The sequence below is a fragment of the Vibrio sp. 10N.261.54.E10 genome, from assembly GCF_002877735.2.
GTDB lineage: Bacteria > Pseudomonadota > Gammaproteobacteria > Enterobacterales > Vibrionaceae > Vibrio > Vibrio crassostreae_C.
This window is the reverse complement of record NZ_MCXE02000002.1, coordinates 706,350-729,727: the sequence shown is the minus strand read 5'-3', so window position 1 is coordinate 729,727 and position 23,378 is coordinate 706,350. Positions and strand designations below refer to the sequence as shown.

General features: G+C 42.8%; 26 protein-coding genes and 1 pseudogene. 16 read left to right on the top strand and 11 right to left on the bottom strand.

Annotated elements, in window-relative coordinates:
* The first annotated feature begins 200 nt into the window (after positions 1-200).
* The 3 genes from BCU07_RS14400 to BCU07_RS14390 all read left to right on the top strand — a co-directional run bounded on the left by BCU07_RS14400 (position 201) and on the right by BCU07_RS14390 (position 1,507).
* Positions 201-548 (top strand): hypothetical protein, encoded by a 348-nt coding sequence (locus BCU07_RS14400; RefSeq protein WP_054776246.1) that lies wholly within the window; start codon positions 201-203, stop codon positions 546-548.
* Positions 538-1,017, top strand: a complete 480-nt coding sequence (locus BCU07_RS14395; protein ID WP_102428907.1) for a hypothetical protein — start codon at positions 538-540, stop codon at positions 1,015-1,017. Before BCU07_RS14400 ends, BCU07_RS14395 begins: the two co-directional genes overlap by 11 nt.
* Positions 1,018-1,201: 184 nt before the next feature.
* The gene (locus tag BCU07_RS14390) at positions 1,202-1,507 is read left to right on the top strand and encodes a hypothetical protein (protein ID WP_017067214.1); all 306 of its coding nucleotides are present in this window, start codon (positions 1,202-1,204) and stop codon (positions 1,505-1,507) included.
* A 755-nt stretch (positions 1,508-2,262) separates the two neighbouring features.
* Here the strand turns inward: BCU07_RS14390 and BCU07_RS14385 are convergent.
* The gene (locus tag BCU07_RS14385) at positions 2,263-3,288 is read right to left on the bottom strand and encodes an IS110-like element ISVisp6 family transposase (RefSeq protein WP_102332345.1); all 1,026 of its coding nucleotides are present in this window, start codon (positions 3,286-3,288) and stop codon (positions 2,263-2,265) included.
* Positions 3,289-3,378: 90 nt separating this feature from the next.
* Between BCU07_RS14385 and BCU07_RS14380 the strand changes: the two genes are divergently transcribed.
* A complete protein-coding gene (locus BCU07_RS14380) occupies positions 3,379-3,942 on the top strand; it encodes a hypothetical protein (protein WP_133154782.1) in 564 nt (187 codons plus the stop codon).
* A 152-nt stretch (positions 3,943-4,094) separates the two neighbouring features.
* Entirely contained in the window at positions 4,095-4,454 is a 360-nt protein-coding gene (locus BCU07_RS14375) for a hypothetical protein (RefSeq protein ID WP_102429208.1), read from the top strand.
* 29 nt (positions 4,455-4,483) lie between these two features.
* On the opposite strand, the pseudogene BCU07_RS14370 reads toward BCU07_RS14375, so the two are convergent.
* Together BCU07_RS14370 and BCU07_RS14365 are read right to left on the bottom strand one after the other, a co-directional pair.
* Positions 4,484-5,440 (bottom strand): annotated as a pseudogene (locus BCU07_RS14370) (IS110 family transposase).
* Between the two features lie 585 nt (positions 5,441-6,025).
* Positions 6,026-7,051, bottom strand: coding sequence for an IS110-like element ISVisp6 family transposase (locus tag BCU07_RS14365; RefSeq protein WP_102332345.1), 1,026 nt, complete (start codon positions 7,049-7,051; stop codon positions 6,026-6,028).
* Positions 7,052-7,223: 172 nt separating this feature from the next.
* Here BCU07_RS14365 and BCU07_RS14360 point away from each other — a divergent pair, with 172 nt between their 5' ends.
* Together BCU07_RS14360 and BCU07_RS14355 are read left to right on the top strand one after the other, a co-directional pair.
* Positions 7,224-7,688 (top strand): DUF2846 domain-containing protein, encoded by a 465-nt coding sequence (locus BCU07_RS14360; RefSeq protein WP_102428551.1) that lies wholly within the window; start codon positions 7,224-7,226, stop codon positions 7,686-7,688.
* Between the two features lie 177 nt (positions 7,689-7,865).
* On the top strand, positions 7,866-8,402 hold the full coding sequence (locus BCU07_RS14355) for a hypothetical protein (protein WP_102428552.1): 537 nt from the start codon (positions 7,866-7,868) through the stop codon (positions 8,400-8,402).
* A 26-nt stretch (positions 8,403-8,428) separates the two neighbouring features.
* Here BCU07_RS14355 and BCU07_RS14350 read toward each other — a convergent pair whose 3' ends face one another.
* Together BCU07_RS14350 and BCU07_RS14345 are read right to left on the bottom strand one after the other, a co-directional pair.
* On the bottom strand, positions 8,429-9,385 hold the full coding sequence (locus BCU07_RS14350) for an IS110 family transposase (RefSeq protein ID WP_017064050.1): 957 nt from the start codon (positions 9,383-9,385) through the stop codon (positions 8,429-8,431).
* Between the two features lie 587 nt (positions 9,386-9,972).
* Entirely contained in the window at positions 9,973-10,998 is a 1,026-nt protein-coding gene (locus tag BCU07_RS14345) for an IS110-like element ISVisp6 family transposase (protein ID WP_102332345.1), read from the bottom strand.
* A 90-nt stretch (positions 10,999-11,088) separates the two neighbouring features.
* Here BCU07_RS14345 and BCU07_RS14340 point away from each other — a divergent pair, with 90 nt between their 5' ends.
* Positions 11,089-11,991: a hypothetical protein gene (locus tag BCU07_RS14340; protein ID WP_017065221.1), complete on the top strand. Its 903-nt coding sequence runs from the start codon at positions 11,089-11,091 to the stop codon at positions 11,989-11,991.
* A 341-nt stretch (positions 11,992-12,332) separates the two neighbouring features.
* Here the strand turns inward: BCU07_RS14340 and BCU07_RS14335 are convergent, their stop codons facing one another.
* Positions 12,333-13,361 (bottom strand): IS110 family transposase, encoded by a 1,029-nt coding sequence (locus BCU07_RS14335; protein WP_017041084.1) that lies wholly within the window; start codon positions 13,359-13,361, stop codon positions 12,333-12,335.
* Positions 13,362-13,513: 152 nt separating this feature from the next.
* Between BCU07_RS14335 and BCU07_RS14330 the strand changes: the two genes are divergently transcribed.
* Positions 13,514-13,771 carry a type II toxin-antitoxin system Phd/YefM family antitoxin gene (locus BCU07_RS14330; protein ID WP_017038125.1) on the top strand — a complete coding sequence of 86 codons (258 nt, stop codon included), beginning with the start codon at positions 13,514-13,516 and terminating at the stop codon, positions 13,769-13,771.
* On the top strand, positions 13,759-14,061 hold the full coding sequence (locus tag BCU07_RS14325; RefSeq protein WP_017040380.1) for a type II toxin-antitoxin system RelE/ParE family toxin: 303 nt from the start codon (positions 13,759-13,761) through the stop codon (positions 14,059-14,061). Before BCU07_RS14330 ends, BCU07_RS14325 begins: the two co-directional genes overlap by 13 nt.
* A gap of 107 nt (positions 14,062-14,168) precedes the next feature.
* On the opposite strand, the gene ltrA is transcribed toward BCU07_RS14325, so the two are convergent.
* The gene (ltrA, locus tag BCU07_RS14320; protein ID WP_102428970.1) at positions 14,169-15,515 is read right to left on the bottom strand and encodes a group II intron reverse transcriptase/maturase; all 1,347 of its coding nucleotides are present in this window, start codon (positions 15,513-15,515) and stop codon (positions 14,169-14,171) included.
* Between the two features lie 667 nt (positions 15,516-16,182).
* Between ltrA and BCU07_RS14315 the strand changes: the two genes are divergently transcribed.
* On the top strand, positions 16,183-16,806 hold the full coding sequence (locus BCU07_RS14315) for a DUF4145 domain-containing protein (RefSeq protein WP_102427902.1): 624 nt from the start codon (positions 16,183-16,185) through the stop codon (positions 16,804-16,806).
* Between the two features lie 36 nt (positions 16,807-16,842).
* Here BCU07_RS14315 and BCU07_RS14310 read toward each other — a convergent pair whose 3' ends face one another.
* The gene (locus BCU07_RS14310) at positions 16,843-17,799 is read right to left on the bottom strand and encodes an IS110 family transposase (RefSeq protein WP_413286171.1); all 957 of its coding nucleotides are present in this window, start codon (positions 17,797-17,799) and stop codon (positions 16,843-16,845) included.
* A gap of 336 nt (positions 17,800-18,135) precedes the next feature.
* On the opposite strand from BCU07_RS14310, the gene BCU07_RS14305 reads away from it, so the two are divergent.
* Positions 18,136-18,729: a hypothetical protein gene (locus BCU07_RS14305; RefSeq protein WP_133154759.1), complete on the top strand. Its 594-nt coding sequence runs from the start codon at positions 18,136-18,138 to the stop codon at positions 18,727-18,729.
* Positions 18,730-18,751: 22 nt separating this feature from the next.
* Here the strand turns inward: BCU07_RS14305 and BCU07_RS14300 are convergent, their stop codons facing one another.
* Positions 18,752-19,708 (bottom strand): IS110 family transposase, encoded by a 957-nt coding sequence (locus BCU07_RS14300; RefSeq protein WP_206360870.1) that lies wholly within the window; start codon positions 19,706-19,708, stop codon positions 18,752-18,754.
* A gap of 372 nt (positions 19,709-20,080) precedes the next feature.
* Here BCU07_RS14300 and BCU07_RS14295 point away from each other — a divergent pair, with 372 nt between their 5' ends.
* Entirely contained in the window at positions 20,081-20,362 is a 282-nt protein-coding gene (locus BCU07_RS14295) for a type II toxin-antitoxin system Phd/YefM family antitoxin (RefSeq protein ID WP_011080399.1), read from the top strand.
* Entirely contained in the window at positions 20,359-20,646 is a 288-nt protein-coding gene (locus BCU07_RS14290; RefSeq protein WP_017064044.1) for a type II toxin-antitoxin system RelE/ParE family toxin, read from the top strand. The genes BCU07_RS14295 and BCU07_RS14290 overlap by 4 nt, the downstream gene beginning before the upstream one ends.
* Positions 20,647-20,795: 149 nt before the next feature.
* On the opposite strand, the gene BCU07_RS14285 is transcribed toward BCU07_RS14290, so the two are convergent.
* Both BCU07_RS14285 and BCU07_RS14280 read right to left on the bottom strand, forming a co-directional pair.
* Complete coding sequence (locus BCU07_RS14285; protein ID WP_017059447.1) at positions 20,796-21,074, bottom strand: type II toxin-antitoxin system mRNA interferase toxin, RelE/StbE family; 279 nt, start codon at positions 21,072-21,074, stop codon at positions 20,796-20,798.
* Positions 21,071-21,355, bottom strand: coding sequence for a damage-inducible protein J (locus tag BCU07_RS14280; protein ID WP_102428085.1), 285 nt, complete (start codon positions 21,353-21,355; stop codon positions 21,071-21,073). The genes BCU07_RS14285 and BCU07_RS14280 overlap by 4 nt, the downstream gene beginning before the upstream one ends.
* A gap of 185 nt (positions 21,356-21,540) precedes the next feature.
* On the opposite strand from BCU07_RS14280, the gene BCU07_RS14275 reads away from it, so the two are divergent.
* Together BCU07_RS14275 and BCU07_RS14270 are read left to right on the top strand one after the other, a co-directional pair.
* Entirely contained in the window at positions 21,541-22,242 is a 702-nt protein-coding gene (locus tag BCU07_RS14275; protein ID WP_017059449.1) for a biotin/lipoate A/B protein ligase family protein, read from the top strand.
* Positions 22,243-22,347: 105 nt separating this feature from the next.
* Positions 22,348-23,355 carry a LacI family DNA-binding transcriptional regulator gene (locus BCU07_RS14270; RefSeq protein ID WP_102428084.1) on the top strand — a complete coding sequence of 336 codons (1,008 nt, stop codon included), beginning with the start codon at positions 22,348-22,350 and terminating at the stop codon, positions 23,353-23,355.
* The last annotated feature ends 23 nt before the right edge of the window (positions 23,356-23,378 follow it).

Here is a 23,378-nt window from a genome sequence, read left to right as displayed (position 1 = left end):
ATTCGGCATTCTAGATTTCTTTGGGTTTGCCGTATTAAGTGGTAAATTTAGGCTTAATCTGCATGGTAGCAAACGTGTTATGCAGGCGTTATGTAACAAAAGGTAATGGTCAAAGTCACTGTAATTTCAGTTATTTTGACATCTATTGATGCCCATTAATTTGGTATAGAATAAAAACGTATTAAATGATGGAGGGTATCATGGCCAAGCAAGAGTATTGTTCAATCAAAGGATTTGAACCAAGTAATAGAACAAAAGAATATATCGAACAAATGGAGCACATTACTGATATGTCTTCGGTGCTGGAGAAGATCCTGTTTGCTATTCCCTTCTTCCAAATTTTTGCAGGTAGAGATTCTTACAAAGGAGTAGCTTTAGCATCTGCTTCTTATAATGTTTCAACGTATGATTGGCAGTTGTATGAAAGTGCAGTAAAAGCGATTGCTCCAATTGAAAGAGAACGCTTAGAAAATGTAGCTATGAGAGCAATGTTAGACACAAGTGGTGAGGAACGTAAATTTTGGGAGTGTGTATACAATGCATTATAAAGCTATATTATTAATTGTTAGTTGTATATTTTCGTCTTCTGTCTTATCTGAAAGTTGGGCTGAATTTTTAAAAAAAGATCTTAGCTATAAGTACCAAGCTTTAAATGTAAAAGTAGATGCTTGTAGTAAGCTGCGTGAAAGCTTTGTATTAAAACCAATAAAAAGTGATTGGTTTGGTACTTTGACAGATCAACAAAAGAAAGATGTTATTTTATTTGCAAGTGATTATGCGAGTAAGCAATGTTATAAATTGGAAGAATTAAGTTTTTCAAACGCTCTTTTACGTTATACCGCAGAGACCGGAGATAAAGAGCTTCTGGATAATTGGCTTGGTTTAAATAAATCTAATAAATATACAATTGAAGGCGTGGACTCTGTTGGTGCTGAAAATGTAATTGAATTTATAAATCAAGAGTTCACACAACCATTTCAGCCAATTGATCTTATTAAATATTTAAAGTTATATTAACAAAATTGGAAAGTTACATAACAATTGCATCAACACGATTTACTACACTCGGCATCTTAGGTTGCCGGGTGTTTCTCGTTTTAAGGCGTTAATTTTAAGTATAATTGCATAGTAGTAAACGTGTTATGCAGGCGTTAGCCGAATCTATTAATCCGATATGTAATATTGTTTCTAAGGGGTATTTATGAGTCTTATATCAGTCAAAGTGAGTTCGAAAGCATTAGAGCATATTCGTTCTTCTACTAGTAAGAATCAAGAGCAGATGGCGCTTAAAGTTATATCTGGCGACCTATTTCATATTGTTGATACTATAAATAAATCTCGTAAAGTTCAATTAACAATGGCAGACCAATTAGCTCTCACTTTAGGTGATACTTCAGCAATTTGGCGTGCTCATCAGGAAGATGCAACCGACTTTGACATATTGTTTAATATGCTAAGCAGTAAGCCAGATAAAGAGTTTGTTTTCTCTTATAAGTTGATCGGCTAACAAGAGCTTTAAACGGAACTAAAACAGTGGGTTAGGTTTCGCTTCGCTACACATTTTAACCCACTATTTTAGTCCGCTTAAGCAGGCGTTATAAGTCACATGGAGTTTGATTTAGTATGAAGAATAGAGAGTGCCCTAATTGTCAACAGAAGATTTCACTTAGTTGGTTTTTATTTAGTGGAAATAGGACAAAGTATCGCTGTACCCAATGTTCAGCTTTGATCGAATGGACACCAAGACGCTCCTATTTAGGCATGTTTGTTGGCGGTTCATCAGCGCTGAGTTTTACATTACTTGAATCGTTGATTCCCTCAATGAGTATACGAGTGATAATGATGTTAATTTTGGCAGTCATACTGGCATTTTTAGTACCGAAGCAGTTCAGAATCATTGACGAAAGTGCCTTATAACAAGTCATTTAAACGGAACAAAAACAGTTGGCCGTCGCTTCGCGATTTTAGCCAACCATTTTTGTCCGCTTAATGAGGCTACATGGATTCCCCCGGTTGTCAAACATCCGCTAAACTTATGTTGATGGGTTTTGGACTGCCGCTCTACATTCGGCCTACTTATCGACGATTCGCATACGTCGTGGCCCTGATGACTTTGCGCGACTGCGGTGCCTTATTCGTTAGATGACATCTAGTGTGTCCGCCGCATTAACAGGCTCTCCGCAAGTGGTCTTAACCTATCTCCATCATTAGCGTCTGCAATGACCCGGTGGGTTTAACTCTCTATGCTGCTTAGGTTTCTACTTAAGCAGCATAGTTTTCATATTCTGTTTGATTGTGTAAAAGCGACCATATAATTCGTGCGTTCTTCGCGGCCAGTGCCACTATTGCTCGGTTCATTCCTCTTCGTTCTAGAACGCCGCGACACCACTGACTTAACTTATCTTGCTTGTCGCCAAGGTTGGCAATCACGGTCCTTGCGCCATGAACTAATAGTGTTCGTAAGTATTTATCACCGTGTTTGGTTATTCGGCCTAAGCGAGGTTTTCCTCCTGTGGAATATTGCTTTGGTACGAGTCCTAGCCAAGCAGAGAAATCACGGCTTTTATCAAATTGAGAACCATTGCCTATCGAAGCAAGTATCGCAGTAGCGGTTTGCGGCCCAATACCTCGAACTTTCATCACTCGTTGAACATTAGCGCTGACCTTAGCAAAAGAGTCGAAGACTTGTTCAGTATCGGCGATACGTTGATTCAACTCTCCAAGGTGGTGATAAGCATCGGCAATCACCGTTCTTGCGAGATGTGGCAGTTCATTTTCTGCATCTTCAAGCATTAAGGGAACGTGTTTCATCAATGAAGAGCGACCAACGGGAATGATCAACCCGAACTCAGAAAGTAGGGCGCGCATGCGATTCATAAGCGCGGTGCGTTCACGAACCCAATGCTCTCTCATTCTATGTACCGATAAGATGGCTTGTTGCTCGGGGGATTTTACGGGTACAAAGCGAGTTGATGGACGCTGAACAGCTTCGCAGATAGCGACTGCATCATTAAGGTCGTTCTTCCCTTTAGTTCGATAAGGAACCACGTATTTAACGGCCATGATACGGGCGTCGTGCCCAAGTTTATTGAGTGTTCTTGCCCAATAATGTGCACCACCACACGCTTCAACGCCTATACGCATGAGTGGCATATTTGCTATTGTAGTCAGTAGTTTAGAGCGAGTTACTGACTTATGAAGTATGACCTTACCATTTTGGTCTACGGCATGAAGACTAAAGTGGTTTTTAGCTAGGTCGATACCGCAGAAATAAGAATAATCAGACATGGTGCCTCCGATGCATTTAAGTACCACATAAGTGTGGCAGATCCTCGGTAGGGGGAATCCATGTCATTCGTTAGCAATTTAGGAGAGGTCATGACGTTAGCAGAAGATTTTTTTGAACATTGGTGCAGTATCGTTGAAGAGAGAGATGATGAAGTAAATCAGAATTGGTGTAACAATAAGGCCTATACGAACTTTATCATCCATTCTGAAAATTCCGTTGTGATGGATATAGCAAAAAGGCTTGGATTGTACTGCTACAATGCAGACTACTACTACTTAGATTCAGTCTTTTATGACCAAACTGACTTTATAGATGATTTCCCAAATCAATGTTATTTGACAAACATAAGTATAGCATTTGAGCATGAAAATAATTTTAAGAGTGGGTTGTTTCAAGAGGTATCTCACCTCCTATTAATCAATAGCCAGCTCAAAGTAGTAGTGTCTTATCCGCCTTGCGAAGAGTCTGAGAAAGTAGAGCTTGAATACTTGCATCGCATCATTAACTCTAGCCCGATTTCAAAGGAGTTGTCAGATAAGAAAGGGTTCCTATTTATTATGGGGCATGCTGACCCATACAAATGGGTTGCTTGGATATATCATCAATCAGCGTGGCAAAAAATTGCTAACAAATCGCTTAACAGGGACTCCTAACGCTTGGCCACTTTCATACAAATCAGCTTCGGTGTTTAGGGCACAAATTTTAAGTCGGGTGGTATTGCGTTATCGCCCGTTAGCAAGGCGTTATGTGTCATGCCGCACCGTATACTGTTACAATATGGAGTCAACAATTTTGGGGTATCTAAATGTTTAGCAATCAACCTTCAACTCAAAAAGTTCTTAGTTACATTGAAAATAGCCAAATAGAATTGGCTATTGATGAGTTAACACGCCTTCCTCGAGTGGACAAAGAGTTTACATATAAGTTATTGGAGATTATTCGCAGTCTAGACAACGAGATACATGAAGCTCATCGCGCTAAAGGCCGAGCAATTGCTCAAGCGGTAAAGTTAAATACGAGCAAACTTGAACAACAAAATGAGCAGTTAAAAACAGAAATATATAGCCTACAAGCTCAGATAAAAGAAATCTCAGTGAAATATGGCCCTAAACCTGAGCGAACAGAATCAAGCTATAATGAGTACCTTTACTCGTCTTCTAAATAACACATAACAAACGACTATGGCGTCAATGATTAATTTTTGGCAGTGTTTTCATCCCACATGGCGCCATCTCTCAGCATAGAGTTAAGAGTCACAACCATCTTTCGAACACACGCGATTATTGCGACTTTCTTAGGCTTTCCGGCAGCTACAAGTCGAGCATAAGTTGCTTTGAATACGGGGTTACATTGCATGGCTGACATCATTGCCATATATAACACTGTGCGTACTTGCGCTCGACCGCCTTGGATCACGCGCTTACCTTTGTAGCGCCTACTTTCGCGTGTTATTGGAGCGACACCAATTAGTGATGCCGCTTGTTTATTTGTGATGTAGCCAAGTTCTGGTACGTTGCTAATTATTGATGCAGCGGCAATGTTTCCTATTCCAGGGACGCTCTGCAATATTGTGTTTTTAGCCTGATATTCAGGGCTATCTTCAATGAGTTTAACGAGCTTTTCTTCTAACTTGGTGATTTGATTTTTTATCGTGGTTAGCATCGGTTTGATAGTCGGATGGAGAGAAGCGGGAAGTATCTGGATTCGGTTCTTTTCCATGGTTTGCATGGATAACAACTGGTTTCGGCGAATGACTAAGTCACTCATTAGGCGTATGTTTTTTGGCTTTATGACAGTAAGAGCTGGTTTGATTGCTTATCCATAGTGAGCAATCAATTCTGCATCTAAACGATCATTTTTGGCTCTGCGGCCAATAGCACCAGCGAACCGTTTTATGTGGACAGGGTTTGCTCTGACAATAGGTAATTGAGCCTCTGCACATGCAAGAACAAAAGGCATTTCTAATCGGCCTGTTGCTTCAATAACGATTCGTTCAGGACTGTGACTCTTAATCGTTTTGAGTGCTTTTTTGATGCCTTTATCATTGTTCTCTACTGAGAAAAATAGGTCTAGTGGCCTGATGTGGATGTCTAATTGTGTTTTGCCGGTATCAACTCCAACGTTGATGCTTTGATTGATTTTGGTATTCATAATAAGCTAACTCATGCTTGCGTAATGCGGGTTCGAGACCCAGTCGACTATTCGAGGTTTATGCTTGAAGTCCTATATAGCGTTCATGTTTGTTATCGGTCTCTCGATAGAGGAGCCAGCGTTTAAACGAACTACTACATAGAAAGCTTTAGTTGCAGCTAAAGCCTGGGTCTCACATTACCCGATTGGAGTGCTTATTATCCATACAAGCGTTTAAGAGGGATTCGCAACGCTCGGCATTTTCGGTTTGAATCAGCTTTAGTGATTAAGGCACAATAGTTTAGGTTGGGCGGCAGCGTCGCTCACTACTTAACGCGGCTACATGGATTCCCCCGGTTGTCAAACATCCGCTAAACTTATGTTGATGGGTTTTGGACTGCCGCTCTACATTCGGCCTACTTATCGACGATTCGCATACGTCGTGGCCCTGATGACTTTGCGCGACTGCGGTGCCTTATTCGTTAGATGACATCTAGTGTGTCCGCCGCATTAACAGGCTCTCCGCAAGTGGTCTTAACCTATCTCCATCATTAGCGTCTGCAATGACCCGGTGGGTTTAACTCTTTATGCTGCTTAGGTTTCTACTTAAGCAGCATAGTTTTCATATTCTGTTTGATTGTGTAAAAGCGACCATATAATTCGAGCGTTCTTCGCGGCCAGTGCCACTATTGCTCGGTTCATTCCTCTTCGTTCTAGAACGCCGCGACACCACTGACTTAACTTATCTTGCTTGTCGCCAAGGTTGGCAATCACGGTCCTTGCGCCATGAACTAATAGTGTTCGTAAGTATTTATCACCGTGTTTGGTTATTCGGCCTAAGCGAGGTTTTCCTCCTGTGGAATATTGCTTTGGTACGAGTCCTAGCCAAGCAGAGAAATCACGGCTTTTATCAAATTGAGAACCATTGCCTATCGAAGCAAGTATCGCAGTAGCGGTTTGCGGCCCAATACCTCGAACTTTCATCACTCGTTGAACATTAGCGCTGACCTTAGCAAAAGAGTCGAAGACTTGTTCAGTATCGGCGATACGTTGATTTAATTCACCAAGGTGGTGATAAGCATCGGCAATCACCGTTCTAGCGAGATGTGGCAGTTCATTTTCTGCATCTTCAAGCATTAAGGGAACGTGTTTCATTAATGAAGAGCGGCCAACAGGAATGATTAACCCGAACTCAGAGAGTAGGGCGCGCATGCGATTCATAAGCGCGGTGCGTTCACGAACCCAATGCTCTCTCATTCTATGTACCGATAAGATGGCTTGTTGCTCGGGGGATTTTACGGGTACAAAGCGAGTTGATGGACGCTGAACAGCTTCGCATATGGCAACAGCATCATTAAGGTCGTTCTTTCCTTTAGTTCGATAAGGAACCACGTATTTAACGGCCATAATGCGGGCGTCGTGCCCAAGTTTATTGAGTGTTCTTGCCCAATAATGTGCACCACCACACGCTTCAACGCCTATACGCATGAGTGGCATATTTGCTATTGTAGTCAGTAGTTTAGAGCGAGTTACCGACTTATGAAGTATGACCTTACCATTTTGGTCTACGGCATGAAGACTGAAGTGGTTTTTAGCTAGGTCGATACCGCAGAAATAAGAATAATCAGACATGGTGCCTCCGATGCATTTAAGTACCACATAAGTGTGGCAGATCCTCGGTAGGGGGAATCCATGTCATTCGTTATAGCGCCGAGTTAATCACAGATTTAAAATATGGTTATTAATTTGGTTGCAGACATATAGTATCGTTGGCCTCAAATTTTACTAAGGCTAGGTTAATGATATGAAAAATAAAGTAATTTTGTGCTCTGCTCTTCTGTTGGGATTATCAGGTTGTGCTTCAGTTCCGACGGTCGATTCAACAATCTCAAATGAAGCCAAGTCATTTGAAGCTCCCCAAGAAGGTAATTCTGGACTTTACATTTATCGAGAGGATAGCTTTGTTGGAGCGGCGCTCAAAAAATATGTTTACGTTGATGGTAAGTGTATAGGTGAGACTGCTCCGGGTGTCTTCTTTTACCATGAGGTAGAAGGTAATAAAGAGCATCAGGTGAGCACAGAGTCAGAGTTCTCAGAGAATCATCTAACTATCTATACCGAGGAAGGTCGTAATTACTTTATCAACCAATACATCAAAATGGGTGTATTTGTTGGTGGTGCGGGTGTTGAGTTAGTTGACGAGAACAAGGGCAAAGCGGAAGTTCTCAAAGTAGATATGGCAGAAAAAGGTAGCTGTCCTTCCATCTAAAGGGCGAGCAGCGCTATAACAAAGCATTTAAGAATGATTCCCAACGCTTGGCATTTTGAGTTCAAGGTTGGGTTTCGTGTTTACAGCACAATGCTTTAGGTCAGTTGGTTGCGTTGCTCACATCTTAATGCGGCTAGCTATCCGAGTCAAAATTTGTATATATAATAAGGTCAAAAAATGAAACGTATGTTGGTATTAGGTGCGTCTATAATCGCGGCTTCAGGGCTTCTCGGTATAGAACAACTCAATAATTTTAAACAGTTTGGAAATGTCATAGAAGTAACATCAGGAAAAATTAGGCTTGGTGAAGTTTATCGTGAGACACTTAGTACTTCATATGAAGTTACTTTTGATGGTGATAAACGTGCTTCAACGTCTGTTTATGCTAATACTAAAGATCTCTATTCTTCTGCTCGTGAAGATCTAATAGAGATGTTAGACAAAGTAAATAAAAGTAGGGTGGCAGATAAACAAGAGCCATTGTCAATCGATAGTGTTACTTGGACTAAAGATGCGACAATTACCCTAACTACTAAGGTAACCTATCAGTCAGAGTTTCACCCAAATTTTGTTCTTACTATTGATGAAACAACTATAACTCATGACGCAGATTCACAAGAAGCTAAGAATATCTCTCAATACTTATCAGAATTAAAGTCGTATTCAGCGAAAATGGTATCTCAGTATGAAAAGAGTAATTCATTTATCAAATAGCTAACAAACGACTATGGCGTCAATGATTAATTTTTGGCAGTGTTTTCATCCCACATGGCGCCATCTCTCAGCATAGAGTTAAGAGTCACAACCATCTTTCGAACACACGCGATTATTGCGACTTTCTTAGGCTTTCCGGCAGCTACAAGTCGAGCATAAGTTGCTTTGAATACGGGGTTACATTGCATGGCTGACATCATTGCCATATATAACACTGTGCGTACTTGCGCTCGACCGCCTTGGATCACGCGCTTACCTTTGTAGCGCCCACTTTCGCGTGTTATTGGAGCGACACCAATTAGTGATGCCGCTTGTTTATTTGTGATGTAGCCAAGTTCTGGTACGTTGCTAATTATTGATGCAGCGGCAATGTTTCCTATTCCAGGGACGCTCTGCAATATTGTGTTTTTAGCCTGATATTCAGGGCTATCTTCAATGAGTTTAACGAGCTTTTCTTCTAACTTGGTGATTTGATTTTTTATCGTGGTTAGCATCGGTTTGATAGTCGGATGGAGAGAAGCGGGAAGTATCTGGATTCGGTTCTTTTCCATGGTTTGCATGGATAACAACTGGTTTCGGCGAATGACTAAGTCACTCATTAGGCGTATGTTTTTTGGCTTTATGACAGTAAGAGCTGGTTTGATTGCTTCTCCATAGTGAGCAATCAATTCTGCATCTAAACGATCATTTTTGGCTCTGCGGCCAATAGCACCAGCGAATCGTTTTATGTGGACAGGGTTTGCTCTGACAATAGGTAATTGAGCCTCTGCACATGCAAGAACAAAAGGCATTTCTAATCGGCCTGTAGCTTCAATAACGATTCGTTCAGGACTGTGACTCTTAATCGTTTTGAGTGCTTTTTTGATGCCTTTATCATTGTTCTCTACTGAGAAAAATAGGTCTAGTGGCCTGATGTGGATGTCTAATTGTGTTTTGCCGGTATCAACTCCAACGTTGATGCTTTGATTGATTTTAGTATTCATAATAAGCTAACTCATGCTTGCGTAATGCGGGTTCGAGACCCAGTCGACTATTCGAGGTTTATGCTTGAAGTCCTATGTAGCGTTCATGTTTGTTATCGGTCTCTCGATAGAGGAGCCAGCGTTTAAACGAACTGCTACATAGAAAGCTTTAGTTGCAGCTAAAGCCTGGGTCTCACATTACCCGATTGGAGCGCTTATTATCCATACAAAGCATTTAAGAGTGATTCCCAACGCATGGCATTTTTCATTCCATCGTTGGGTTTAGTGTTTACGGTGGTTGGGTTAAGTTTCGTGGTAGCGTTGCTCACACCTTAATGCGGCTACATGGATTCCCCCGGTTGTCAAACATCCGCTAAACTTATGTTGATGGGTTTTGGACTGCCGCTCTACATTCGGCCTACTTATCGACGATTCGCATACGTCGTGGCCCTGATGACTTTGCGCGACTGCGGTGCCTTATTCGTTAGATGACATCTAGTGTGTCCGCCGCATTAACAGGCTCTCCGCAAGTGGTCTTAACCTATCTCCATCATTAGCGTCTGCAATGACCCGGTGGGTTTAACTCTCTATGCTGCTTAGGTTTCTACTTAAGCAGCATAGTTTTCATATTCGGTTTGATTGTGTAAAAGCGACCATATAATTCGTGCGTTCTTCGCGGCCAGTGCCACTATCGCTCGGTTCATTCCTCTTCGTTCTAGAACGCCTCGACACCACTGACTTAGCTTATCTTGCTTGTCGCCAAGGTTGGCAATCACGGTCCTTGCCCCGTGAACTAATAGTGTTCGCAAGTATTTGTCGCCGTGTTTGGTTATCCGACCTAAGCGAGGCTTTCCTCCCGTCGAATATTGCTTTGGTACGAGTCCTAGCCAAGCAGAGAAATCACGGCTTTTATCAAATTGAGAACCATTGCCTATCGAAGCAAGTATCGCAGTAGCGGTTTGCGGTCCAATGCCACGAACCTTCATCACTCGTTGAACATTAGCGCTGACCTTAGCAAAAGAGTCGAAGACTTGTTCAGTATCGGCGATACGTTGATTCAACTCTCCAAGGTGGTGATAAGCATCGGCAATCACCGTTCTTGCGAGATGTGGCAGTTCATTTTCTGCATCTTCAAGCATTAAGGGAACGTGTTTCATTAATGAAGAGCGGCCAACAGGAATGATTAACCCGAACTCAGAGAGTAGGGCGCGCATGCGATTCATAAGCGCGGTGCGTTCACGAACCCAATGCTCTCTCATTCTATGTACCGATAAGATGGCTTGTTGCTCGGGGGATTTTACGGGCACAAAGCGAGTTGATGGACGCTGAACAGCTTCGCATATGGCAACAGCATCATTAAGGTCGTTCTTTCCTTTAGTTCGATAAGGAACCACGTATTTAACGGCCATAATGCGGGCGTCGTGCCCAAGTTTATTGAGTGTTCTTGCCCAATAATGTGCACCACCACACGCTTCAACGCCTATACGCATGAGTGGCATATTTGCTATTGTAGTCAGTAGTTTAGAGCGAGTTACCGACTTATGAAGTATGACCTTACCATTTTGGTCTACGGCATGAAGACTGAAGTGGTTTTTAGCTAGGTCGATACCGCAGAAATAAGAATAATCAGACATGGTGCCTCCGATGCATTTAAGTACCACATAAGTGTGGCAGATCCTCGGTAGGGGGAATCCATGTCATTCGTTATACGGAGGTAATTTAACATGAGCGGAGTTGCAATTCCGTTTGTCAAAGACAGGATAGGGAATACGATTTACATCGATCAGTATGAAGATCTAGGCTATCCGACACCAATTTTTTGCGGAGGTAGAGGTTGTGGGACACGAGTTACACATGTTGTTGGTCATAAAAGGAGAAACACCGGCAAGTTAATTCCTGCTATCTTTCGTCTTTATCAAAACTTCGATCACTCAGATAGCTGCAGTTTTAAAACCTCAGGTAACTACGAAATTGAGGCGAAAATTGGAACTTCCAATGTCGAAGACGCAATCGCAGACGGTGAGACTTTATTTCGGGTTCATATTTTAAACCATGACGAAGCTTCTCAGTTAAAGCAAAAAGAAGAAGTTTTTGCCGACCAGCTTCCCGAAGATACTACTAAACGTGTTTTTTATAACAAGGGTAAGATGCCCTGTTACGTCAAAGCCTGTAGTGACCTTGCGAAGCTGTATATATATGGAAAGGAAAACCCTAAAGAAAGGGATAGCCTCGAAATAAAGGTTAATAAAAGCACTGTTAAGTGGAAAGACTTTTTCTTTGGCATTGGACAATACCGTTACTTTCAGCATTGCCTTACTAAAGATAAATACGTAAATGCAGCGATTGATCTTCAAATTACTCGCAAAGTTTTTTCTGGTGTGGTTGACGACTTTGAATACTTTGAGTGTAAACCCAAGAATGTAAAAGGTACTAAATACTATCCAATAATCCGGATTTCCAAAAAACTAAAATTACCCATAATTGATTTTGACAAACAGTTTTTAGTTTACGGCAAGTTTCGCCTAAGGAATGCTGAAGAGCCAAAAGTATCCAGTGAATACAATGCAGTAGAGTTCATGACAACGCTTGTTAACCTAAAACAGATGGGAGAAGTTCCCACCGTATAACAAGCAATTTAAGAGGGATTCACAACGCTTGGCACTTTTGCTCCTACTTCAAATTTAGTGTTTACGGTACAATACGTTAAGTTGGGTGGAGGCGTTGTTCACCCCTTAATTGGGCTACATGGACTCCCTCTTTTGTCAACAATAGCTCCCGCTGACAACAGTGGATCGGACAGCAGCTCTACATTCGGTGTTTAATCGGAATCGTTCCGTCACCTTGATGATATTCGCTTGATGCCAGCCTCATTCGTTAAACAGTATTTATTACTTCCCAATTAAACAGGTTTAGGCATCTCGGTCTGGTCGTATTGTCATCATTTGCTATTGCTTTGACTCGGTGAGTGTTAACCGTTTACATAGTTAATCTTGTACTCTTTTCCTGTTGTTAATAATGCCCATATTATACGAGCATTTTTTGCTGCTAGGGCGACAGCTGCTCGTTTATAACCTCGTCGTTCAACGAGTTGATTTAACCAAATACTGTTGCGATCGGTTTTCTCTTTACATCGTGCAATAACGGCTCTTGCGCCATGAATAAGTAGAGTGCGAATGTGTTTTTCGCCTCTTTTGCTGATGCGACCAAGATGAACATGACCACCTGTTGAGTATTGTCTTGGAACCAACCCTATCCAAGCGGCAAATTGGCGGCTAGAGCCAAATTGTTTGGCGTCATTGACGGTTGCGACAATGGCACTTGCACTGTGTTCACCGACACCTGGAATATCCATGAGCGCTTTGGCTGAAGCCATCTCACGAACTAAAGCAGAGACTCTACGATCATAGTGCAATACTTCTAGGTTAAGGTGTTGAATCTTGTTCGATAGATCTTGAAGTAGCTCTCGAGCGAGTATAGGCAAACCATTTTCTGCATCTTCAAGGACACTACCAATAGTGTTTTGAGCCGAGTAGCGCCCCTGAGGCATCACAATACCAAATTCGGAAAGCAAACCTCTGAGCTGGTTAATAGTCGCCGTTCTTGTTTTAATTAGCCCCTGTCGAATACGGTGCAGGCAAAGCACAGCTTGTTGCTCTTCACTTTTTATAGAGACAAATCGTGTTTTGGGTCTAGATACCGCTTCACAGATGGCCTCTGCGTCATTGGCATCGTTCTTCTCATTTTGTCGATATGGAATAACGAATTTGGACGCCATAATTTTCGGGTTATGACCTAGTTTCAGTAGCTCTCTCGCCCAGTGGTGTGCACCAGAGCACGCCTCCATACCGATGAGGCAGGGAGGTAACTTCGCGAATGTGTCTAAGAGTTTGTTTCTTTTGACAGTTTTGCGTAGGACGCACTTGCCATATGCATCAACGCCGTGAATACTGAACACATTCTTGGCAAGGTCAACGCCAATAGTTTGAATGGTGGACATAGTAACCTCCAGTTCTTCAGCGTGTACTAAGTAAGTATGGCACGCAGAGTGTCAGGTAGAGGGAGTCCATATCATTCGTTAGCCGTCATGGAGCTTGCTATACTTAAAGTGATAGAATAGTATCACTCTAGTATTCCTTTGGAGCAGCTTTCATGAAAGTAGAACTAGTTACATCACTTAAACGTCAAGCAACCAAGATCCTCGCTGATCTCCACGACACTAAAGAACCAGTATTAATTACTGAGCATGGTAAGCCATCAGCGTATCTAGTTGATGTTGATGATTACGAGTTTATGCAAAATCGTTTGGTTATTCTGGAGGGCATTGCACGAGGCGAGCGTGCACTAGCTGACGGTAAAGTGGTAAGTCATGATGAAGCCAAGGACAAAATGTCAAAATGGCTGAAATAATCTGGACTGAGCCAGCGCTATCTGACCTCAACGATATCGCTGAATACATAGCACTTGAAAATATTGTAGCTGCAAAGCAGTTGGTACAAACGATCTTCTCTAAAGTTGAACGCCTAGAAACTTTTCCAGAATCAGGTCGTATTCCGCCCGAACTAGAACATTTAAGTTATCGTGAAGTTGTCGTTAATCCGTGCCGTGTTTTCTATAAACAAGACGGTGACAAGGTCTTTATTCTGTTTGTTATGCGAGCTGAAAGAGATTTGCGTAAGTTCCTGTTGAGTAGGCAATAACCTTTGGGAATGAACGGCTAATCGGGTAGCCGAGGGTGTCTAACCCTCAGCCCCCACACCACCCTGCATGCGGCTCCGCACAGGGCGGTTCATTTAGAACGCCTAACCTAAACTTTCTGGTTAGGGTAATGAACTGCGATCCATCCATCTCTTAGTGAAAATAGTCCCGCTTTCTTAAGGTATTCATTACTCAGTGCTTGCTGTATTCCGGGGGTCTTCGAACTTCGCCATGGACCTTTACTTGTGATACCACAGCCAACGGCTGATTGGATCCTGACACCACGTTTAAGTAAGTTTTGTACTTTAGTCCGTGGTTTTCGCCATTGACGCCAGTAGCACATACGTACGCGACGACGGATCCAATGGTCTAGGTCGACACACCCTTGATAGGCATTGGCAATGCCAAAGTAGTTGATCCAACCTTGCAGGTATTGCCGCACTTTAAACAGTTGATAACTCATGCTTACGCCCCAGTTTCGGTTCGTCAGCCGTCTCATCTTTTGTTTGAAAATGTGCAGCGTTTTAGCATTCCACTGGATCTTGCCTCGGTTAAATGTAAAACCTAGAAATTTACTTTGACTTACTTTAACCACTTGGCTTTTCTGTTCATTAACAACCAGTTTCAGCTTAGTGGCTAGGTAATGAGTAATACTTTTGAGTATCCGTTCACCTGCTCGTTGAGACTTTACCAAGATGATAAAGTCGTCCGCGTAGCGGGCGAATTGATGCCCTCGGCTTTCCAGCTCTTTATCCAAACTATCTAACATAATATTTGATAGTAATGGCGAGAGGGGGCCGCCCTGAGGAACACCTTCAAAGCTTGCTTCAAATTGCTCATTGACCATCACACCAGCCCGTAGGTAACGACCAATAAGGGCCAATAGGCGCTTATCCTGAACCTTACTCCTTAGCTGAGTCATGAGTAAATCATGATTAACTCGGTCAAAGAACTTAGACAGATCAACATCCACGGAAAAATTGCGTTTCTGTTTGATGATATCCCTAACTTGCAATACCGCTTGTTTGGCATTTCTGTTCGGCCTAAAGCCAAAGCTGTTAGCCGAGAAAAATGGGTCAAATAGCGGGGTGAGTATTTGGGCAATCGCTTGCTGTATGACACGGTCAATAACGTTAGGGATCCCCAATTTACGTTTACCGCCATCGGGCTTATCGATCTCTACGCGCCTGACCGCTGAAGGTTGATATTCTCCTAACTCAAGCTGGGTTTTACACTGTTGCCAGCCGCCTTGTTGCATCCATTGCGGGAAAGCGTCGATGGTCATCCCATCGATGCCTGCCACGCCTTTATTGGCTTTAACTTGACGCCATGCTCGGTGTAAATTTTCAGGCTTGAGCAGTTGCTGAAATAGATCGTTGTTGAAGGCCGGTTGCAGATCAAGACGCTGCAGATAGTAATCGTCTGGCGACGTAGTGGGTATCGGCAAGTTTGACATGACTCCTCCTTCTTCTAAATGTTCAGGCCTTCACCATGTCCCATCCATTACGATGGGCGTTGGGCTACTATGCCGTCTGCTGACTTCTGCTTAATCACAGACCGAATTGCTCCGATCCGCGCTATCGTTATTCATCACTTTCGCTCGCATAAGTTGATGATGCTCACACGCCAGGCCCGTTGAACCAGAGGCCAAGCTGGTTAAGTTAACGATCGCTTGCTAAGCAGACCTCCCCAGATAAGAACATGAACTTTCTTTGCACTGCTGCATCATTTACGGTAGCCATTAGATCACGTGGTTTCGTCGTCTTGTGCCAACTCACCTCTAGCCTACGCCTCATATGATGTTCTTGTTCATCAGCTCGCAAATTTGCTAGCGGCTTCCTCTAGACCAACCCTCGCGGGTAAGCCCTTGCCATTCGCTAGTAGTTAACGTTTAATAACAGTACGTTATTTGAACGGTGATCTTCCTACAGAGGACTTTCACCTCATTAGTTCATGCCCATGCTGGGCGTACACAAACGCTTCAAGACGGATTCGCAACGCGTGGCATTTTTACTATGCGTTGATTTTAGTGATTTAGGTGGTATGCGGAAACACCATATTGCGTTGCTCACCACTTAAGCGGGCGTTAAGTGTCAGTGTTTATATCAGATAAAGGGAAGAAAATGGGCAAGTATTACCCTCCAATATTTGGTGAAGAAAAATTTCATTGTATTTTATGCGGTGTGTATGCAAAGCAAACTTGGGTAGATTTAAGGTGGAGCAATTATCAAGGTTCTCACACCACGGACTTTAAGTTTAGCCAATGCTCACACTGTTATGACAACTCGTACTGGTATAAAGATCGTATGGTTGTACCATCTGAAGCACCAGTGCCTCCCGCTCATAAAGATTTACCAGAAACTTGCATATCTGAATATGATGAAGCAAGAGATATTGTTGCACGTTCTCCAAGAGCTGCAGCCGCTTTACTTCGTTTATGCGTCCAGAAGTTAATGGTTGAACTAGGAGAAAAAGGTAAAAACATAAACGATGATATCGGTGCCCTTGTAAAAAAAGGATTACCCATCGAGGTTCAACAAGCTTTAGATTACTGCAGAGTTGTCGGTAACAATGGTGTACATCCGGGAGAAATAGAGTTAACAGATAATCCTGATATTGCACATAGCTTATTTGAAATGGTTAATTTCATAGTAGAGGATCGCATATCTCGTCCCAAAAAAGTTGCTGAGCTCTATGGCAAGTTACCTAAAGGTGCTTTAAAAGCGGTAGAAAAAAGGGACGGATAGCTAAAAACACTTAACAAACGACTATGGCGTCAATGATTAATTTTTGGCAGTGTTTTCATCCCACATGGCGCCATCTCTCAGCATAGAGTTAAGAGTCACAACCATCTTTCGAACACACGCGATTATTGCGACTTTCTTAGGCTTTCCGGCAGCTACAAGTCGAGCATAAGTTGCTTTGAATACGGGGTTACATTGCATGGCTGACATCATTGCCATATATAACACTGTGCGTACTTGCGCTCGACCGCCTTGGATCACGCGCTTACCTTTGTAGCGCCCACTTTCGCGTGTTATTGGAGCGACACCAATTAGTGATGCCGCTTGTTTATTTGTGATGTAGCCAAGTTCTGGTACGTTGCTAATTATTGATGCAGCGGCAATGTTTCCTATTCCAGGGACGCTCTGCAATATTGTGTTTTTAGCCTGATATTCAGGGCTATCTTCAATGAGTTTAACGAGCTTTTCTTCTAACTTGGTGATTTGATTTTTTATCGTGGTTAGCATCGGTTTGATAGTCGGATGGAGAGAAGCGGGAAGTATCTGGATTCGGTTCTTTTCCATGGTTTGCATGGATAACAACAGGTTTCGGCGAATGACTAAGTCACTCATTAGGCGTATGTTTTTTGGCTTTATGACAGTAAGAGCTGGTTTGATTGCTTCTCCATAGTGAGCAATCAATTCTGCATCTAAACGATCATTTTTGGCTCTGCGGCCAATAGCACCAGCGAACCGTTTTATGTGGACAGGGTTTGCTCTGACAATAGGTAATTGAGCCTCTGCACATGCAAGAACAAAAGGCATTTCTAATCGGCCTGTTGCTTCAATAACGATTCGTTCAGGACTGTGACTCTTAATCGTTTTGAGTGCTTTTTTGATGCCTTTATCATTGTTCTCTACTGAGAAAAATAGGTCTAGTGGCCTGATGTGGATGTCTAATTGTGTTTTGCCGGTATCAACTCCAACGTTGATGCTTTGATTGATTTTGGTATTCATAATAAGCTAACTCATGCTTGCGTAATGCGGGTTCGAGACCCAGTCGACTATTCGAGGTTTATGCTTGAAGTCCTATGTAGCGTTCATGTTTGTTATCGGTCTCTCGATAGAGGAGCCAGCGTTTAAACGAACTACTACATAGAAAGCTTTAGTTGCAGCTAAAGCCTGGGTCTCACATTACCCGATTGGAGTGCTTATTATCCATACAAACTGTTCAAGAGGAATTCGCAACGCGTGGCATTTTCACTATGCGTTGGTTTAAGTGATTAAGGTGGTATGCGGCGGCTTCGGTATTGCGTTGCTCACCCCTTAACAGGGCTATGTTTCCGAGGAGGAATGATGAGAATACTGCTTAGAAATCTAGCTCTATGGACGGGTATGGTGCTGGTTTTTTGTGCTTTGTTTGCTTCTTTAGATTTGACTAATACTAATTTCTTTGGGGTGATAGTGCCACCATTATTGATGTTCATATGTGGCGCAGTATTGTGCGTTCTAAGTGTTAACTTGTCGAAAAGTAATGACTCTGGTTTTGACGTTTTGGGTCCTTGCAGTAACGTTGAGAAAGACAGGTTACAATGGGAAGTTTACTCAATAACTCATAAAGCGGGTCTAATTGGGTTTTCAGTTTATGGTGCTGCCCTTCTTTCCTTAGCTGTGATACAAGGAAATATAGTGGTTGGTGTGTTGGGTATCGTTGCTAGTTTTTCTTTGTTCTCAAATCATTTCCGAGTTGTTTTCACTAACAGCAAGCACTTTCGTAAACATTACGGTTGGGTCTATCTTTGCTTCTTGTGTACCCCAATTGTTGATGAATTAACAGGTGATACTAGCTTTGGTTTTATTTCTGCTTTGTTTAGTCCGTTGGCTATGATACATATCTCATTTGAATGGTCTGAAGCGTACAAAAAGCTCAAGAAAACAAAAACATAACAAACGACTATGGCGTCAATGATTAATTTTTGGCTGTGTTTTCATCCCACATGGCGCCATCTCTGAGCATAGAGTTAAGTGTCACAACCATCTTTCGTACGCACGCGATTATTGCGACTTTTTTAGGTTTCCCAGCAGCTAAAAGTCGAGCATAAGTCGCTTTGAATATGGGGTTACATTGCATGGCTGACATCATCGCCATGTATAAAACGGTTCGTACTTGCGCTCGACCGCCTTGGATCACGCGCTTACCTTTGTAGCGCCCACTTTCGCGTGTTATTGGAGCGACACCAATCAGTGATGCTGCTTGTTTATTCGTGATGTAACCAAGTTCAGGTACGTTGCTAATTATTGATGCAGCGGCAATGTTTCCTATTCCTGGGACGCTTTGCAATATTGTGTTTTTAGCTTGGTATTCAGGGCTATCTTCAATGAGTTTAACGAGCTTTTCTTCTAACTTGGTGATTTGATTTTTTATCGTGGTTAGCATTGGTTTGATAGTCGGATGGAGAGAGGCGGGAAGTATCTGGATTCGGTTCTTTTCCATGGTTTGCATGGATAACAACTGGTTTCGGCGAATGACTAAGTCACTCATTAGGCGTATGTTTTTTGGCTTTATGACAGTAAGAGCTGGTTTGATTGCTTCTCCATAGTGAGCGATCAATTCTGCATCTAAACGATCATTTTTGGCTCTGCGGCCAATAGCACCAGCGAATCGTTTTATGTGGACAGGGTTTGCTCTGACAATAGGTAATTGAGCCTCTGCACATGCAAGAACAAAAGGCATTTCTAATCGGCCTGTAGCTTCAATAACGATTCGTTCAGGACTGTGACTCTTAATCGTTTTGAGTGCTTTTTTGATGCCTTTATCATTGTTCTCTACTGAGAAAAATAGGTCTAGTGGCCTGATGTGGATGTCTAATTGTGTTTTGCCGGTATCAACTCCAACGTTGATGCTTTGATTGATTTTAGTATTCATAATAAGCTAACTCATGCTTGCGTAATGCGGGTTCGAGACCCAGTCGACTATTCGAGGTTTATGCTTGAAGTCCTATGTAGCGTTCATGTTTGTTATCGGTCTCTCGATAGAGGAGCCAGCGTTTAAACGAACTGCTACATAGAAAGCTTTAGTTGCAGCTAAAGCCTGGGTCTCACATTACCCGATTGGAGCGCTTATTATCCATACAAAGCATTTAAGAGTGATTCGCAACGCTTGGCAGTTTCGCTTCGCTCAAGTATAGCCAAGCGTCGCTCACTACTTAACGCGGCTATAACACAAAATCAGGCTATTGCTCAAAATTGCTATTTGAACTATTATTTGTACATTAAATTGTACCATAGGGAGTTCAACATGAGCCGCATCCATTTTGATCAAGATATTCAGCCTTTGTCTGAATTTCGTGCTGGCGTGACGTCATTTATTAAACAGATTAACGAAACTCGCAGACCACTAGTTATCACACAACGTGGTAAGGGTGTTGCGGTTGTCCTTGATGTTGCAGAATATGAAGCAATGCAAGAGAAGATCGAGTTACTGGAAGAAATGCGTACTGCTGAAGCACAATTAGCTTCAGGTTTAGGTGTTTCCAATGAAGACGCTCGTGCTCAAGTATTGGGGCGCATTAAGAAATGAAAGTAGTCTGGTCACCACTAGCATTACAAAAGTTAGGTGATGCAGCCGAGTTTATTTCACTGGATAATCCAGTGGCGGCAGAAAACTGGGTTAATGAGGTTTTTGATAAAACTGATTTACTCTCAAGTATGCCTGACATGGGGCGAATGGTTCCTGAGCTGCCTCATACCAATTACCGTGAAATTTTGTTTGGTCACTATCGAATCATATATAGCCTCAGCCATGAAATTCGCGTCCTTACAGTGCGAAATTGTCGTCAGATACTAACGGAAAGTGACGTGTAGCAATTGTGTTATAACAAGCAATTTAAGAGGGATTCACAACGCTTGGCACTTTTGCTCCTACTTCAAGTTAAGTGTTTATGGCACAATGCTTTAGGTTGGGTGGAGGCGTTGTTCACCCCTTAATTGGGCTAGTTGCCCAGAGGAAGTAATCAATCCATTGGGAACTTTTGTTTCTGGTGGAGTACGCGCATAATTCGGATAATGTCGCCTTCGATCCAATAGGAGACGATCATTGAAATCTCAGGAATTATAAGTAATCGCCCACGAATGCCGTCTCTCTGTACACCCATTAGAGGCTGCTCAAGCAAGTTTTCTACTTTTGTTTCAATGAGGTTGTCAGCGTTTTCTGCCGCATCAGGGTTGAAGTCATAGATAAACTCAAAGATCCTTTCACGATCATTGAGTGATTCTTCTTCCCATAAAATCATTGCTTACCTCGATTACGTATTCTGGCTTTGCGTACTTCCATTCGAGATTTAGCAGTTTGGTGTTCAACGAAAACGGATTCTCCTGAGTCAAACTTCTCAAATGCTAGGTTTACTTGTTCAGTTAGCCATGCATCGTGAGATAATGTCTGTCTTTGTTGCTCAGCGAGTTGCTCAGTAAGCTCACGGCAAGCACCACTCAGTGTGCGACCTTGGCTCTCAGCCATCTGTTGAGCTAGGCGTTTTGTTTCTTCATCAACACGAAATTGAATTCTAGTGTCCATGATGTATTCCTTTATTGGTGTGTGTACAAATGTTAGCACTCACCTTTGAGATGGGCAACTGACAAGCTACTATGGCGCCAATAACTAACTTTTGGTGCTATGTTTCATCGCACATAGTCCCATATCTCATCAACCATTGCAGAACGTTAAATGATAGGTCACCACAATCTGTAGAGGAAAGTGCATTGAAGTTAACCAATAAACTCGTACGTTACCCGCACATTGATGTTGATCGTGCGTTTGAAAAAGAAGCTGAATTATTGCAGCAAATTCAGGCGGGTGAGATTGGGCAAGCCTTAATGTTGTGGCAAGCAAAAGCGCCGACACTTGTTTTGCCCGCAGGTAAAAAGTGGCCTGTGACCGTAGAGTCTAGAAAACAACTCGCGGCACAAGGTTGGCAACTCACCTCACGTAAAACAGGCGGCGCTCCCGTTCCCCAACTGCCGGGGATCATTAACTTATCGCACATTTACCATTGGCCTCGTGATGAAGCCTACAACATCCAAAAAGCGTATCTACATCTGTGCAATGTCTTAACCCTGTTTTTTAAAGAACTGGGCATCGATGTGGATGTACACGCGACTCCCGGTTCTTATTGTGATGGTGACTACAACCTCAATATCAATAAACAAAAAATAGTGGGCACGGCGCAGCGTGTTTTGCTTAAACAAGGGGGCGGCCAAATCGTACTTTCGCAAGCTTGTATCTTGTTGGATGTCGACCTAGAGAACATCGTTGCACCCGTAAATTTTTATAATCAAGTTTGTGGCAATCCAACCGTGGTGGACGCGCAAGTTCATACTCCGTTGTCCGCACATCTGACAACTCTACCCAACGTAGACTCACTCTTTCAGCAGTTAAGCCAAGCTTTCATCAAGCATGCGTGATACCAACCTTTCGTTAACGCCATGCTAATTTGTCGGATGGGTTGAACTTAAGGCGGTGAGAACTTTATAATGTTACTTGTAACATAATAAAGAGTTCAAATAGTTATGACAGAACAGCAGAAGAAAACTCGAACCACACTTCAAGATGTTGCAGACAAAGTGGGGGTCACAAAGATGACCGTCTCTCGTTACATGCGCAATCCCGATTCAGTCGCAGCCAAAACTCGCGTTAAAATTGCAGCGGTTATTGAAGAGATGGGATACATCGAAAACAAAGCGCCAGCTATGCTCTCTAAATCGTCGAGTAAAGCGATCGGTATCTTGCTCCCTTCGTTATCAAACCAAATCTTTGCCGCGTTTGTTCAAGGTATCGAAACGGTTACTAAAGAGAATGGCTACGAGACGTTGCTTGCTCACTTTAGCTATGATGCTGTGGAAGAAGAGGAAAAGATTGCTTCGCTGCTTTCGTATCAAGTTGATGGGTTGATATTGACGGAAAGCCACCACACCCCCCGCACGTTACAGATGCTCAAGAATTCAGGTGTTTCTGTTGTTGAAACGATGGAACTCCCAACCAATCCGATCGATATGGTTGTTGGCTTGGACCATATTGATGCTTCTTACCATGTCGTGAAGCGAATGATTGAAGCTGGTAAACGCTCTATTGCTTACTTTGGCGCTCGATTGGATGCGCGAACCAAGTTGCGTTTGCAAGGCTATGACAAAGCGATGTATGAGGCTGGATTAGAGCCTAAACACGTGTTGACTGAACAGCACTCTAACTTCTCTTTGGCTGAAGATCTGCTTGATCGCGCTCTTGCGGATTACCCAGATCTAGATGGCGTGTTCTGCACCAATGATGACATCGCGATAGGTACCTTGCTCATTGCCCAGCAACGTGGAATCCAAGTGCCGCAACAGCTATCTGTGGTGGGCTATAACGCGTTAGATATCGGTCAAACCATACGCCCAAAACTGACTAGCGTGGATACGCCACGTTATGAAATAGGTAAGAAAAGTGCCGAGCTACTGCTTGCCCGATTGAAAGGTGAGCCAGTCACGGAAACGGTAGTGGATATGGGCTATCGCATCACGGATGGCGAAAGCGTTTAACCAAGTATCGTGGAAACTGAAAG